Genomic DNA, 13,972 nt, shown 5'->3' with positions numbered 1-13,972 from the left:
AGCACACCCCCGTTTGCGGGTTTTTGTTTATTGTGGTGTTGTATGGGTCTTTTTTATTCAATCAAGTGAGAAAACAAGAACAACTGCCGATCTTCTCGTCACTTTAGAGCTCCTCTCTTCAAAAAGCGAGGCACAAAGAAAATATGATCATCCAAGTCGGCAAACGCAAGTTTTTAAAACTCCAATAGCCCAATATCCCAAAACGCTTATGACTCTCCATTCATAAGCGTTTTTTGCAGGTATAAAGCACTGTCTTTTCAAAAACGCTCTCCATTTTGCAGGAAATTCCCTTAGCTTCCCGAAATATTCCCCATCCATACATTAGGGAGGGTTATGTCCGATGAAAAAGCTTTTGACTGTAGTGACGTTGGCTGTTTTAACTGCCGGAACAGTTCTTTTGCCGGCACAGAGTATCACCCCTGCCGCGCGTGCTGTACAAATATCAGATAGCGAGCGAGAGCTTCCTTTCAAAGCAAAGCGTGCGTACTCAACCATTTCCCAGCTAAGTGAAGCCATCGGCCCCAGAATAGCCGGAACGGCCGCTGAAAAAAAGAGCGCCCTCTTCATTGCTTCTTTCATGAGAAAAGTAAAGCTTGATGTGAAGGTACAACGATTCGATATTCCTGACCGGCTCGAGGGAACGCTGTCTTCAGAAGGAAGCGATATTCTTCTACGGGCGGCATCCGGCTCAGCCCCGACTGACAAACAAGGGCTGACAGCTCCGCTTTTCAATGCCGGCTTGGGCTACCCAAAGGACTTCACCGCTGACGCCAAGGGCAAAATCGCCTTGATTTCAAGAGGAGACCTTACGTTTTACGAGAAAGCCAAACATGCCGAAGCCGCCGGAGCCAAGGCTGTCATCATTTATAACAACAAAGAAAGCCTCGTGCCTGTGACGCCAAATCTGTCAGGCAATGAAGTCGGCATCCCTGTTGTCGGCATTAAGAAAGAAGACGGAGAAGCCCTTGCCCAGCAAAAAGAAGCAACCTTGCACCTAAAAGCATTCACAAACCAGACCTCCCAGAACATCATTGGGATCAAAAAACCGAAGAACTTCAAACATCCAGACATTGTGTACGTGACGGCCCATTACGACAGTGTTCCTTTTTCGCCCGGAGCAAATGACAACGGCTCAGGCACCTCTGTCATGCTGGAAATGGCGCGCGTCTTAAAAAGCGTTCCTTCTGATAAAGAAATCCGCTTTATCGCTTTCGGCGCAGAAGAGTTGGGCCTGCTCGGCTCATCTTATTATGTAGATCATCTGTCGGAAAAAGAGTTGAAACGAAGCGAAGTGAACTTCAATTTAGACATGGTTGGCACAAGCTGGGAGCGTGCGTCTGAGCTGTATGTCAACACATTGGACGGCCAATCGAACGATGTTTGGGAATCCAGCCGGACGGCCGCTGAAAACATCGGATTTGACAGCCTGTCTCTGACACAGGGAGGGTCATCTGATCACGTGCCATTCCATGAAGCCGGTATTGATTCCGCCAACTTTATTTGGGGAGACCCGGAAACCGAAGAAGTCGAGCCGTGGTACCATACTCCCGAAGACTCGATCGAGCATATCAGCAAAGATCGCCTCCAGCATGCCGGCGATCTTGTGACAGCCGCTGTCTATCAGGCTGTGAAAAAAGAAAAGAAACCGAAAACCAAAAAGAAACAAATGAAGGCCAAAGCCTCTGACATTTATGAAGATATCAAATAAAAAAGACGGCACTTAGCTGCCGTCTCAGATTGTTGACAAAGTCATAAAACGGTTTTTGTTTTATGACTTTGTCATCTTTTCAGCGTGATTGAAAACCCTTGAAGTCTAGGAAGGACGAGCATTGGAGCACAGCGAATGTAGCAATTCGTGAGCACCAACGCGCAGGACTGACAACGAATGCGAGGGTTTGTCGACACGCTGAGACGGCACTTAGCTGCCGTCTTTTCTAATCCACCTCTTTCTTAATCCCCAGCATTTTCTCATCAAGATAATGGGCGATCTCCGCTGCTTCCTTCAGTTCGTCTGTTAATTGCTTCGGAACGTCATTATTCAATTTATAGTAAATTTTATGTTCAAGGCTCGCCCAGAAATCCATCGCGATCGTCCGGATTTGAATTTCTGCTTTGACGTATTCCACACGGTTTGTTAAATTCACAGGCATCTCAATGATCAAATGCAGGCTTCGGTAGCCGTTCGGTTTTGGCGTCTGAATATAATCCTTCACCTTTACGATTCGCAAGTCATCATGCTGCTTTAAGACATTCACGACATTATAAATATCGGAAATAAAGGAACAAATGATGCGCACACCGGCAATGTCGTGAATGTGCTCTTTCATTTCCTTCGTCGTAATCTCGCAGCCCTTTCTCATTAACTTATTCACGATGCTTTCAAAGCTTTTGACACGGGATTTCGTATGTTCAATCGGGTTGTGTCCGTGAATAAGGTTATACTCCTGGCTGATAATGGAGAACTTTGTATTCAGTGCATCCAGCGCAAATTTATAAACTAATAATTCATTTTTCCAATCTTCCATTACTGTTTTCAAATCGTCCATATGCGTTACAGATAAATCCATTTCCATCATCTCCTTTAACGGATCTTTATCCGCTGTCCATGTACTAGACGTCCTTGCTTCCAGTATGGTTTTGTGAATTTTTTTTACAAAATGTGATCGAATGTAACAAAAAAAGACCGCACGAAACATACGGTCTTTCTTTTTACCGGAAGTAACTGATCAATAACCCGATCGAGAGCAGGAATCCGAAAAATGTGTTGGTTTGGGCTGTGGATTTCATCGCCACAATCATGTTCATCGGTAATTCTTTTCGGACGAAGCCCTTCACTGCCTGAACCGGCTTAGGCACGCTCAAAAAGACGACAAACAGCCACGGGCTAGCGGCACCGGTGATGACCAAGCCGACAATCCAAATATAAGCGACAGCAAACGACGCGGCTAAGAGCGTAACAGCTCCCTTATGCCCCATCAAAATCGCCAATGTTTTGCGTCCGCCTTTTTTGTCCTCTTCAATATCGCGAATGTTGTTCGATAGGTTAATCGCGCCGACAAGAATTGCAATCGGGATCGAAATCAAGATGCTTTGCAAATTGATTTTATCTGTTTGAATGAAAAACGAAATCAGCACAAATACCGAACCCATGCAAATGCCCGAGAATAACTCACCGAACGGCGTGTACGCAATCGGCAGCGGCCCGCCTGTATACAGGTATCCGATCGCCATGCCGACGAGGCCGATCAGAGCCAGCCACCAGCTGCTGCTTGCGCAAATATAGACGCCGAGCAATATAGCAATCCCATATGCTGCAAGGGCTAATTGCAAAATCGTAATTGGCTTCATTCCGTGGCGTACGATCGCCCCTCCGATTCCGACAGATGCTGCTGTATCTAACCCGCGTTTAAAATCGTAGTATTCATTAAATAAGTTCGTCGCGATCTGGATCCATAAGCAAGAAAACAGCATAGCCAGAAACAGCAGCAGATCAACCTTGACATAAAACATCGCCAATACCGTTCCGAGCAGCACAGGCACAAATGATGCCGTTAACGTATGAGGACGGGTTAACTGCCAAAGGATCTGCCCCATGCTTTCTTTTTCCGGCGCAGTCTGACCCTCACCCTTATTTGTTTGGTTCATCTTCCTCTTCCTTTCTATTAAAAGGCTTACTTTTTTTCAGCCGGCGCTTTGATAAAAACTCCTTTTGCTTCCTTATCTATCATAATGACTTCTCCCCCATTTCACAAGATACCGAAAGAAGGCGTTTTCTTTCTTATTATACGCTTTCCGCCCCGATTTCATCAGGTTTCTGCTTTCACTAGAACGAACAGATACAGAAAAATTTTTTTAAGTGCTTTACGCTTTTTAAAAGTTAAAAAGATCGTTTTAACCCCTTCTGTCTTATCCTTTTATTATAAATGATCACCAGGCAATTCATTTTTTTCCCTATCAGGCATAAAGATTCATTTTCAATAGCAAAACGCCGATATATTTATTTGAGGGAGTTTAGGGAAAAAATGAAACTTTTTGCGCACCTAATCGTCAATACTCATGTGATTGTCGAAAAAACGGGAAAGGAACTTTTGATATGCTGCAATTGATGAAACAGCTGTATGAAAAGCCCGCTGTCAAGTGGACATGTCATACAGGTTTTTATTTGATTATACTTCTTGTTTTGTTTTTCATGTATGGTTTTCACACCGCGAATACCGGTTCATATATTTATAACGATTTCTAATTGGAGAGAGAATAACGATGAAACTTTTACATGCTATTCAAACACATGCGGAATCTTATCCGCAAACCGATGCCTTCCGCTCTCAAGGCCAGTCGCTCACATATCAGGAATTATGGGAGCAGTCTGACCGTGCGGGTGCCGCGATCCAAAAACGCGTTTCTGGGGAAAAGAAATCGCCTATCCTTGTGTATGGCCATATGGAGCCGCACATGATCGTTTCCTTTTTAGGAAGCGTCAAAGCGGGACACCCTTATATTCCCGTTGACCTGTCGATTCCGTCCGAGCGGATTGCGAAAATTATCGAAAGCTCTGGAGCAGAATTGCTGATCCATGCAGCCGGGCTTCCAGTTGACGAACTCGGCCAGCAGATTCAGACGGTTTCAGCAGAAGAACTGCTGGAAAACGCGGACGGCACTGTTAGCCAAGATCAATGGGTCAAGGATCACGAGACGTTTTACATCATTTACACTTCCGGAAGCACGGGAAATCCTAAAGGCGTGCAGATTTCCGCCGCGAATCTTCAAAGCTTCACAAACTGGATTTGCGCAGACTTTCCAGTCAACGGAGGAAAAACATTTTTAAACCAAGCGCCGTTTTCATTTGATTTATCAGTCATGGACCTTTATCCGTGCCTTCAATCAGGCGGAACGTTACACTGCGTGACAAAAGATGCTGTGAATAAGCCGAAAATCTTATTCGAAGAGCTGAAAACATCTGGTCTGAATGTGTGGACATCAACACCTTCCTTTGTGCAGATGTGCCTGATGGACCCGGGTTTCTCACAGGACTTGCTGCCTGATGCGGACACCTTTATGTTTTGCGGAGAAGTTCTTCCGGTTTCAGTTGCAAAAGTTCTGCTTGAGCGTTTTCCGAAAGCAAACATCTTTAATACGTACGGCCCGACCGAAGCCACAGTGGCTGTCACATCGGTTGAAATTACGGATGATGTCATCAGCCGCAACGAATCGCTGCCAGTCGGCTTCGCCAAACCTGATATGAACATGTTCATTATGGATGAACAGGGACAGCCGCTTCCTGATGGAGAAAAAGGAGAAATCGTCATTGCGGGGCCAAGCGTAAGCCGAGGCTACCTTGGTGAGCCTGAGCTGACGGAAAAGGCGTTTTTCTCTTATGAAGGCCAGTGGGCATACCGGACTGGTGATGCTGGCTATATCCAAGAGGGTCAGATTTTCTGCCAAGGACGTTTGGATTTTCAAATCAAACTTCACGGCTACCGAATGGAGCTCGAGGAAATCGAGGTCCATGTGAGACAGTCTCAGTACGTTCGCTCTGCTGTCGTGATTCCGTATCAGCCAAACGGAACAGTTGAATACCTGATCGCGGCCATTGTGCCTGAGGAGCATGAGTTCCAGAAGGAATTCCAGCTGACAAGCGCCATTAAAAAAGAGCTTGCCGCTTCCCTTCCGGCGTATATGATCCCCAGAAAATTCATTTACCAAGATCACATTCAAATGACGGCTAACGGAAAGATAGACCGGAAACGCATCGGCGAAGAGGTTCTTGTATGACGCCTTACAGTTCGTTTTTATTCTTTATACTGCTTGGCATTCTCCTTCTGCCGACGATCATTCTCGGCCTGAACGGAAAAAGATTTCAAGCATACAACATGTTCATATCTATCATTATATTGGCATTAATTTTTTCGCACGACGTACACGGGGTCATCGCACTGTGTCTGTTTACGATATGGCAAGTGCTTTTGATCAGCGGCTACTTGGCGTACAGGCAGAAAGCGAATAGCGGCTTTGTCTTTTGCGGAGCTGTGATCGCGGCGATTCTGCCTTTATTTTTGTCGAAAATATGGCCGTTTCTTTCACACCCGCAGCCGCATCACCCGGCACAAAACCTGATCAGCTTTTTAGGAATTTCATATTTAACCTTTAAAGGCGTTCAGCTGATTATGGAAGCAAGAGACGGTCTGCTGAAGGAACAGCTGCCGCTCCACCGCCTGCTGTATTTCATCCTGTTTTTCCCGACGATTTCCTCCGGCCCGATCGACAGATACCGCCGGTTCGTCAAGGATGAACAGAAGGCTTGGACGAAAGACGAATACGCCGATCTATTATATACAGGGATTCATAAAATCTTTATCGGTTTCCTGTACAAGTTTATTATCGGCTACGCAATCAACACGTACTTCATCATGAACCTTCCCGCGATCACGCATCATAAGATTCTCGGGAACCTGCTGTACATGTATGGCTACAGCATGTATTTATTCTTTGATTTTGCCGGCTATACGATGTTTGCCGTCGGGGTCAGCTATATTATGGGCATTAAATCACCTGAAAACTTTAATAAACCGTTTATCAGTAAGAATATTAAAGATTTCTGGAATCGCTGGCATATGTCTCTGTCCTTTTGGTTCAGGGATTATGTGTTTATGAGATTCGTATTTTGGATGACAAAGAAAAAGTGGATCAAAAACCGCATGGCCGTCTCAAACATCGGGTATTTCCTGCTGTTTATGCTGATGGGGGTTTGGCACGGGCTTGCGCCGCAATATATCATCTACGGCCTCTATCACGCCGTGCTGATGACGTGTTACAACTTTTTCGAGAAGTGGAATAAGAAATACAAATGGCTGCCGTCCAACCGCTGGACAACCGCTCTTGCAATTGTGATCACTTTCCATTTCGTTTGCTTCGGATTTTATATTTTCTCAGGAAAACTATTTCATCACCACCATTAAAGGAGAATAGAAAGCTATGGAATTTAAACAAGAGGTATTAGACGTTTTAGCAGAGGTTTGCCAGGATGACATCGTAAAGGAAAATCCTGATATTGACATTTTCGAAGAAGGTTTGCTTGACTCTTTTGGAACAGTAGAATTGCTGCTTGCGATTGAAAACCGTTTTGATATTTTAGTGCCGATCACTGAATTTGACCGGGATGTTTGGAATACGCCTAACAACATTGTAAATCAGCTGTCTGAGTTGAAATAATGAAAAAGCGTTTTTTCGGTCCAATTATTTTGGCGTTTATTCTATTCGCAGGCGCCATCGCAGTTCCATCTTCATGGCTGTCAGGCTTCATCACCGATAAGCGGGTGAAAGAGTCGGCAACAGCCTTGAACCCGAGTATGTTTCAAGGGCTTTATTTACAAGATCAAATGCTCAAAGATCCGGAATACCTTCCGATTTACGGATCTTCTGAGCTTTCCCGACTGGACGAGTTCCACCCATCTAATTATTTTCAGGTGAACAATGAGGGGTTCACGCCGTACCTTGTCGGCAAAGGCGGATCACAGTCATTGATTCACTCTTTAAACTTCGCTGCCCATATGGATCAGCTGAAGGGTAAAAAAATCGTATTCATCGTGTCTCCGCAATGGTTTATTAAGCGCGGGTCTGATGAACAGCATTTCGCGCCGAACTATTCCGCGCTGCAAGGGCTTGATTTGGCATTTAACGAGCAGATCGACCCCGATGTGAAAAAGAAAATGATGAAACGCATGCTGCGCTTTAAGGCCGTGCAAAATGACGCGATTCTATGCGAGCTGTACAAAGCAATCGTAAACGGCCAAACGTGGAAAGTGAACGCGCTGAAGCCGGCGGCAAAAGTCTATTACAGCATGCTGGAAAAGAAGGACATGTATTATTCAGCAATGGAGTCATCCGTTCCAAAGCGTTATATCTCGCAGTCAGTAAAGGACCAGTCATGGTCAGAATTAAATAAACTCGCAGATCAGTCAGGAAAACGCCACTCCGGGTCTAACGATTTTCACATTGACAATCCTGTATTTAAAAAGCTGAAGCCGAAAGTGCCTAAGCTGAAAGGGAAAAACAAAGGAAAATCGTATGCAGTGTCACCGGAATACGGTGATTTTGAGATGATGCTTGATATCCTGAAGGATGCGGGGGCAGAGCCTATGTTTGTCACCATCCCTGTTAACGGAAAGTGGTATGACTACACTGGCTTCCCGAAAAAAGGACGTACTGATTATTACCAAAAGGTGAATAAACAGATCAGAGCCAAGGGCTTCCAGGTTGCTGATTTCTCAAAGCATGAATACGATCCGTATTTCATGAAAGACACCATTCACATCGGCTGGAAAGGCTGGGTGTATGTCGATAAAGCAATTGACGAATTTTATAAAACCGGAAAAGTCACATCATCCTGAGCATCTCATAGGACGCGGCTGCATATTTCCTGCTAAGATTTGAAATAGTAAAGGAATCACAGCCAACTGAATAAGAGGTGTTACATCAATGAAGATGACAGGCAATACCGTGTTAATCACAGGCGGTTCTGCGGGCATCGGGCTTGAACTGGCCAAGCGGCTGCTGGAACTTGGCAATGAAGTCATTATTTGCGGGCGCAGCGAAGCGCGTCTGACAGAAGCGAAGCACAAGCTCCCAACCATCCATACAAAGCAATGCGATGTTGCAGACCGTTCGCAGCGGGAAGCATTGTATGAATGGGCTGTAAAGGAATTCCCGAACCTGAATGTTCTCGTCAACAACGCCGGCATTCAAAAGGAAATCGACTTTACAAAGGGGACGGAAGAGCTTTTTGTGGACGGAGATGAAATTGAACTTAATGTCCAAGCGCCTGTCCATTTATCAGCCCTTTTCACGCCTCATTTGATGAAGCAGCCCGAGGCGGCAATCGTTCAGGTCACATCCGGGCTTGCGTTTAACCCGTTAGCTGTTTATCCGGTGTACTGCGCAACGAAAGCGGCCCTTCACTCGTTCTCGCTTACGCTGAGACACCAGCTCCGTGACACAAGCGTGGAAGTGATTGAAATGGCGCCTCCTATGGTTGACACAGGTTTAAACCAAAAATCACGCGATAAACAAGGCCTGACGTACCGCGGCATATCAGCTGAGGAATATGTTCAGTATGTCTTGGACGGGTTGAAGGACGACAAACAAGAGATTACAAATGAACGTGTCGAAGGTCTTCGGAACGCCACTCGAGCCGATTACGACAGGGTGTTTGAGCAAATGAACACGCAGGAGAATTAATGTCTCCTGCTTTTTTCTTATGAATTTCTTACAAATTTGAGCAAACCTATTGCGAATATTTGTTGAAGGTATACAATAGAATATAAATTATTTTCAAATAAGTTTGATAATACAAACAATTTAACAACAGGGAGATTGACCATGACTAAACAAGAGATTCGCGTTGAATTGACAACGGCAAAAAAACCGAAACCAGATGCAAATCAGCTTTCGTTCGGAAGAGTGTTTACAGACCACATGTTTGTAATGGACTATGCGGCGGATAAAGGATGGTACGACCCAAGAATTATTCCTTATCAATCCTTTTCAATGGATCCGGCTGCAATGGTATATCACTACGGCCAAACCGTGTTTGAGGGGTTAAAGGCTTACGTCACAGAGGATGACCATGTCCTGCTTTTCAGACCGGAAAAAAATATGGAGCGCCTCAATCAATCAAACGACCGCCTCTGCATTCCGCAAATCGATGAAGAACAGGTACTCGAGGGCTTAAAACAGCTTGTCGCGATTGATAAAGACTGGATTCCGAATGCGGAGGGCACATCCCTTTATATCCGCCCGTTCATCATCGCCACCGAGCCTTTCCTTGGTGTTGCGGCATCTCATACGTATAAGCTCTTTATCATTCTCTCTCCGGTCGGCTCTTATTATAAAGAAGGCATCAAACCAGTCAAAATCGCTGTTGAAAGTGAATTTGTCCGTGCGGTAAAAGGCGGAACGGGAAATGCCAAAACCGCAGGGAACTACGCTTCAAGCTTAAAAGCGCAACAAGTAGCCGAAGAGAAAGGATTTTCTCAAGTGCTCTGGCTGGACGGGATTGAGAAGAAATACATTGAAGAAGTCGGAAGCATGAACATCTTCTTCAAAATCAACGGTGAAATCATAACGCCGGTGCTGAACGGAAGCATCCTGGAAGGCATCACGCGCAATTCTGTCATCGCCTTGCTGAAGCATTGGGGACTTCCTGTTTCAGAACGGAAAATTGCGATCGATGAGGTCATCCAAGCCCATAAAGACGGCATCCTTGAAGAAGCCTTCGGAACTGGTACAGCAGCAGTTATTTCTCCAGTCGGCGAGCTGATCTGGCAGGATGAAACACTTGCGATCAACAACGGTGAAACAGGAGAAATCGCAAAAAAACTGTATGACACGATTACTGGCATTCAAAAAGGCGCTGTCACAGACGAATTCGGATGGACGACCGAAGTCGCAGCGCTTACTGAGAGCAAGTAAAAAAACCGGCCCACTGAAGGCCGGCTTTTTTTACGCTTCAATTTTGTTAAAGAACTGCTGCAGGTACGCTTTGTGCGCCTCCAGCATGTCGTCTAAAATCTCTTTTGCCACTGTGTCGGACGGAACGAGCGGGTTAATCGTCATGGCGAGGAGCGCTGTTTGATAATCGCCTGTAACCGCCGCTTCTGCCGCGACACGCTCAAAGGATTTGATTTGCTGGACGAGGCCCCTGACAGATACCGGCAAGTCGCCGACAGCAATTGGCTGAGGGCCGTTTTTCGTCATTACGCAGTTCACTTCCACCGCGGAATCGTCTGGGATACTCGCGATTGCCCCGTTATTCATCGTGTTCACCGGCTGAATGTCGTGTTTATCATTGTAAATGGAGCTGATTAAATTACACGCGGCATCGCTGTAATAAGCACCGCCCCGTTTTTCCAGCTGCGGCGGTTTGATCGCGAGATTCGGGTCTTTATAAAGGTCGAACAGTTCTTTTTCAACCTTCTGCACAACTTCAGCGCGGGTGCCTTCCGTTTGTGATGCTTCCAGTTCGTGCTCCAGCATTTCTTTTGTTTTGAAGTAGTAACGATGGTAGCCGCAAGGGATGATATTGAGCGCTTTTAAAAATTCCGGCTCCCATTCTGCGCCTGCGATGTTTTTCATTGTCATCGCGTTTTTCGGGTCCCCCATCGCTTCGATGACTTGATCCTTCACACTGACGCCGTCCAGAAAAACATCAAGCCCGAACACCATATGATTCAGTCCGGCGAATTGGACGTCTACGCGGTTCACATCTACGTCAAGCGCTTTGGCCACGCCCATTTTGATGCCAATTGGAACGTTACAGAGACCGACGACTTTCTTCAGGTTAGAGTAGCGAAGCAGTGCTTCTGTCACCATGCCGGCCGGGTTTGTGAAGTTAACGAGCCATGCGTTCGGGCAAAGCTCTTCCATGTCCTTTGCGATTTCAAGGATGACCGGAATCGTGCGCAACCCTTTAAACAAGCCTCCCGGGCCGTTCGTTTCCTGGCCGATGACGCCGTATTTTAATGGGATGCGCTCATCCTTGGCTCTTGCCTGCAGAAGTCCGACGCGGAATTGAGTCGTGACAAAGTCTGCGTCTTTCAGCGCTTGTCTCCGGTCGAGCGTCAGATGAATGTCGATCGGGACACCGGCTTTTTCAACCATCCGTTTGGCGAGCGTGCCGACAATATTGAGCTTTTCTTCGCCCTCCGGGATATCGACGAGCCATAATTCACGAACAGGCAGCTCATCATACCGTTTAATCAACCCTTCCACGAGCTCGGGCGTGTAGCTTGAACCTCCGCCAATCGTTACAATCTTCAATCCTTTTGTCATATGCTTGCTCCCCTTTGCTCGGTAATCTTTTCATATAACGCAATGATTTCCGCCGCCATATCCTTCACTGTCATCGCATTCATTAAATGATCCTGTGCATGAACCATTAGAAGCGTCATTTCCGTTTTTTCTCCACCCGCTTCACTTTGGATCAGCTCTGTCTGATAGTGGTGGGCTTTTGACAATTCCTCCGCGGCTTCTTGAAGCTTGTTCCGCGCTTCTTCTGCGTCACCGCTTTTCGCAGCGGCAATGGCCTCCATTGCGGAGCTTCTTCCGTTTCCTCCGTGAAGGATGATTTGAAAAATAATGTGCTCCATTTTCTCATTCACGCGATTCACTTCCTTTCTCTAGAGAGCCGCTTCTTTGTCATCTAATATGGCCGGCTTTTGAGTTAGCTCCAGATCGGTTTCTTCTTTCAGCTTCTGCTTATCCCACATTCTGAAAAACGGATAGTAGACAACAAAGGATACAACGATATTAATGGCTTGCATGACCGCGCCTGAGACTTTCCCCCCTGTCGCCAAGTACCCTGAAAAGATCGGCGGCATGGTCCACGGCACTGCGATTCCCGCCGGTTTGGCGACAAGGCCGGTGCTCATTCCGATGTAGGTGAGTGTCAGCGTGACAAGCGGCGTGATGATAAACGGAAGCAAGAGCATCGGGTTCATGACGATCGGCATTCCGAAAATAATCGGTTCGTTGATATTAAAGATGGCCGGTCCGATCGCAAGCTTGCCGAGCTGTTTCATTTGTTTGCTTCGAGCGCGCAGGAACATCGTGACAACCAGTGCCAAAGTGGCTCCGCTTCCGCCGATATTGACCCAGATTTCGAAAAATTGCTGGGTGAAAATGTTTGGCAATGCCTCACCGGCTTGGAAGGCAATCCTGTTGGCATCCATGGCGCCGTACCAAATCGGTGCCATGACGCCTCCGACAATGTTAGCGCCGTGAAGGCCGCAGGCCCATAGAAGCATTTTGACAGATTCTGCTACAAGACTTCCCCCGAGGCTTCCGCCAAGAATAGAAAGCGGCGTTCCAAGTAAAACGCTTACAATATTATGAAGGCTTTCAAACGGTGTCGCTTCAACAATCAGACGGGCCGCCCAAATCAGGAAGATGACGGCAAAGCCGGGAATTAACGCGACAAATGACTTGCTGACAGCCGGCGGAACGCCATCCGGCATTTTGAAGACCAAATTGCGCTGGATAATGAGGCGGTAAATCTCTGTCGACACCATCGCGATAATCATGGCGACAAACAGGCCTTTGCTCCCCATCAGCGTGAGCGGAATTCCGCCGCCGACCATGATTTCTTTCGTCGTACCGTCCGGTATAAACGGCACTTGATAAGGTGTCGCCAACAGAAATGCCGCTAGTGAGATGGCTCCGGCTGACAGGGCGTCAACGCCGTATTTCTCGGCGAGCCGATAGGCGATGCCGAACGCGGCGACAAGCCCCATAATTTCAAAGGTCGCGTCGACTGGATAGGCCAGTTTTTCAGACCAGGAGCTGCCAAACGTTTTTGCCATAAAATCAGCGTATCCCGGGATCGGGAGGTTGCCGATGATGAGAAAAAAGGAACCGATGATAATCAGCGGCATTGTGAGGATGATACCGTCACGCAGCGCCTGCAAATGACGTTGTCCCGCAATTCTTCCCGCTATAGGCATGACCTTTTCTTCTAAGATCTGATTGACTTTATTCACATAGCCCGCCCCTCTCTATGACACATGTCCAAGCTGCTCAGCTGATTTCAGCACTTCCGCCCCGTTGCACGTGCCATAATGGACGGTATTAATGACGTCTACCGGAACCCCCTTTGACTCTCCTAATTTTTTCAGCTGCGGAAGCATGTAACGGACTTGCGGGCCGAGAAGCAGTACATCCGCTTTATCGATATGATTCTGTACAGAATCGCCTGAAACTGCCCAAATGGTATAGTCTTTTCCTTGTTCCTGCGCACTTTTTTCCATCTTGCTTACCAGTAAGCTGGTAGACATTCCTGCTGCACAAACGAGTAATATATTCATATAAAAGACCCCCTAGAGTTTGATCAATTTTGTTTAGTCCTGCTGTTGGTATCATCATATTATGAAATCGCTTTCATAAACACTCAAGGTTTTTCCGCAGGAAACGGAAAAAAGGT

General features: G+C 46.6%; 14 protein-coding genes and 1 pseudogene. 9 read left to right on the top strand and 6 right to left on the bottom strand.

Translation table 11 applies throughout. From position 1 onward, the window contains the following. Window positions 1-67: 67 nt before the first annotated feature. Both SC79_RS21310 and SC79_RS11065 read left to right on the top strand, forming a co-directional pair. Window positions 68-188 (top strand): annotated as a pseudogene (locus SC79_RS21310) (hypothetical protein); the annotation flags it as partial. Window positions 189-340: 152 nt separating this feature from the next. Then, the gene (locus tag SC79_RS11065; protein ID WP_039075085.1) at window positions 341-1,708 is read left to right on the top strand and encodes a M28 family metallopeptidase; all 1,368 of its coding nucleotides are present in this window, start codon (window positions 341-343) and stop codon (window positions 1,706-1,708) included. 226 nt (window positions 1,709-1,934) lie between these two features. Here the strand turns inward: SC79_RS11065 and ywaC are convergent, their stop codons facing one another. Continuing rightward, the gene (ywaC, locus tag SC79_RS11060; RefSeq protein ID WP_039075084.1) at window positions 1,935-2,567 is read right to left on the bottom strand and encodes a GTP pyrophosphokinase YwaC; all 633 of its coding nucleotides are present in this window, start codon (window positions 2,565-2,567) and stop codon (window positions 1,935-1,937) included. Between the two features lie 142 nt (window positions 2,568-2,709). Next, window positions 2,710-3,645: a 1,4-dihydroxy-2-naphthoate polyprenyltransferase gene (locus SC79_RS11055; RefSeq protein WP_039075083.1), complete on the bottom strand. Its 936-nt coding sequence runs from the start codon at window positions 3,643-3,645 to the stop codon at window positions 2,710-2,712. 448 nt (window positions 3,646-4,093) lie between these two features. Between SC79_RS11055 and SC79_RS11050 the strand changes: the two genes are divergently transcribed. The 7 genes from SC79_RS11050 (at window position 4,094) to SC79_RS11020 (ending at window position 10,467) form a co-directional block, all read left to right on the top strand. Continuing rightward, window positions 4,094-4,243 (top strand): teichoic acid D-Ala incorporation-associated protein DltX, encoded by a 150-nt coding sequence (locus SC79_RS11050; protein WP_039075082.1) that lies wholly within the window; start codon window positions 4,094-4,096, stop codon window positions 4,241-4,243. 17 nt (window positions 4,244-4,260) lie between these two features. Beyond that, window positions 4,261-5,772: a D-alanine--poly(phosphoribitol) ligase subunit DltA gene (dltA, locus tag SC79_RS11045; RefSeq protein WP_039075081.1), complete on the top strand. Its 1,512-nt coding sequence runs from the start codon at window positions 4,261-4,263 to the stop codon at window positions 5,770-5,772. Next, window positions 5,769-6,956 (top strand): D-alanyl-lipoteichoic acid biosynthesis protein DltB, encoded by a 1,188-nt coding sequence (gene dltB / locus SC79_RS11040; protein ID WP_039075080.1) that lies wholly within the window; start codon window positions 5,769-5,771, stop codon window positions 6,954-6,956. The genes dltA and dltB overlap by 4 nt, the downstream gene beginning before the upstream one ends. A gap of 16 nt (window positions 6,957-6,972) precedes the next feature. Beyond that, on the top strand, window positions 6,973-7,209 hold the full coding sequence (gene dltC / locus SC79_RS11035; RefSeq protein WP_039075079.1) for a D-alanine--poly(phosphoribitol) ligase subunit DltC: 237 nt from the start codon (window positions 6,973-6,975) through the stop codon (window positions 7,207-7,209). Further along, the gene (gene dltD, locus SC79_RS11030; RefSeq protein ID WP_039075078.1) at window positions 7,209-8,387 is read left to right on the top strand and encodes a D-alanyl-lipoteichoic acid biosynthesis protein DltD; all 1,179 of its coding nucleotides are present in this window, start codon (window positions 7,209-7,211) and stop codon (window positions 8,385-8,387) included. The genes dltC and dltD overlap by 1 nt, the downstream gene beginning before the upstream one ends. Window positions 8,388-8,475: 88 nt before the next feature. Next, window positions 8,476-9,234, top strand: a complete 759-nt coding sequence (locus SC79_RS11025) for an SDR family oxidoreductase (protein ID WP_039075077.1) — start codon at window positions 8,476-8,478, stop codon at window positions 9,232-9,234. 141 nt (window positions 9,235-9,375) lie between these two features. Further along, on the top strand, window positions 9,376-10,467 hold the full coding sequence (locus SC79_RS11020) for a branched-chain amino acid aminotransferase (RefSeq protein WP_039075076.1): 1,092 nt from the start codon (window positions 9,376-9,378) through the stop codon (window positions 10,465-10,467). Window positions 10,468-10,497: 30 nt separating this feature from the next. Here SC79_RS11020 and licH read toward each other — a convergent pair whose 3' ends face one another. The 4 genes from licH to licB are packed head-to-tail and all read right to left on the bottom strand — an operon-like array spanning window position 10,498 to window position 13,856. Beyond that, on the bottom strand, window positions 10,498-11,826 hold the full coding sequence (gene licH / locus SC79_RS11015) for a 6-phospho-beta-glucosidase LicH (protein ID WP_039075075.1): 1,329 nt from the start codon (window positions 11,824-11,826) through the stop codon (window positions 10,498-10,500). Next, complete coding sequence (gene licA / locus SC79_RS11010; protein ID WP_039075074.1) at window positions 11,823-12,155, bottom strand: PTS lichenan transporter subunit IIA; 333 nt, start codon at window positions 12,153-12,155, stop codon at window positions 11,823-11,825. Before licA ends, licH begins: the two co-directional genes overlap by 4 nt. A gap of 18 nt (window positions 12,156-12,173) precedes the next feature. Further along, window positions 12,174-13,532 (bottom strand): PTS lichenan transporter subunit IIC, encoded by a 1,359-nt coding sequence (gene licC / locus SC79_RS11005; RefSeq protein WP_039075073.1) that lies wholly within the window; start codon window positions 13,530-13,532, stop codon window positions 12,174-12,176. A gap of 15 nt (window positions 13,533-13,547) precedes the next feature. Next, window positions 13,548-13,856, bottom strand: a complete 309-nt coding sequence (gene licB, locus SC79_RS11000; RefSeq protein WP_003218755.1) for a PTS lichenan transporter subunit IIB — start codon at window positions 13,854-13,856, stop codon at window positions 13,548-13,550. Window positions 13,857-13,972 lie beyond the last annotated feature (116 nt).

Origin of the sequence: Bacillus sp. MSP13, from assembly GCF_000815295.1 — a bacterium.
Taxonomy (GTDB): Bacteria; Bacillota; Bacilli; order Bacillales; family Bacillaceae; genus Bacillus; species Bacillus vallismortis.
Note: the sequence above shows the minus strand (reverse complement) of the source record. Positions and strands in the feature narration are given on the sequence as shown.

Coding starts and splice junctions, on each gene's coding strand:
- SC79_RS11020 (WP_039075076.1), top strand. CDS start 9,376: ATGACTAAACAAGAGATTCGCGTTGAATTGACAACGGCAAAAAAACCG.
- licB (WP_003218755.1), bottom strand. CDS start 13,856: ATGAATATATTACTCGTTTGTGCAGCAGGAATGTCTACCAGCTTACTG.
- SC79_RS11050 (WP_039075082.1), top strand. CDS start 4,094: ATGCTGCAATTGATGAAACAGCTGTATGAAAAGCCCGCTGTCAAGTGG.
- licH (WP_039075075.1), bottom strand. CDS start 11,826: ATGACAAAAGGATTGAAGATTGTAACGATTGGCGGAGGTTCAAGCTAC.
- SC79_RS11065 (WP_039075085.1), top strand. CDS start 341: ATGAAAAAGCTTTTGACTGTAGTGACGTTGGCTGTTTTAACTGCCGGA.
- dltD (WP_039075078.1), top strand. CDS start 7,209: ATGAAAAAGCGTTTTTTCGGTCCAATTATTTTGGCGTTTATTCTATTC.
- ywaC (WP_039075084.1), bottom strand. CDS start 2,567: ATGGATTTATCTGTAACGCATATGGACGATTTGAAAACAGTAATGGAA.
- dltA (WP_039075081.1), top strand. CDS start 4,261: ATGAAACTTTTACATGCTATTCAAACACATGCGGAATCTTATCCGCAA.
- dltB (WP_039075080.1), top strand. CDS start 5,769: ATGACGCCTTACAGTTCGTTTTTATTCTTTATACTGCTTGGCATTCTC.
- SC79_RS11025 (WP_039075077.1), top strand. CDS start 8,476: ATGAAGATGACAGGCAATACCGTGTTAATCACAGGCGGTTCTGCGGGC.
- SC79_RS11055 (WP_039075083.1), bottom strand. CDS start 3,645: ATGAACCAAACAAATAAGGGTGAGGGTCAGACTGCGCCGGAAAAAGAA.
- dltC (WP_039075079.1), top strand. CDS start 6,973: ATGGAATTTAAACAAGAGGTATTAGACGTTTTAGCAGAGGTTTGCCAG.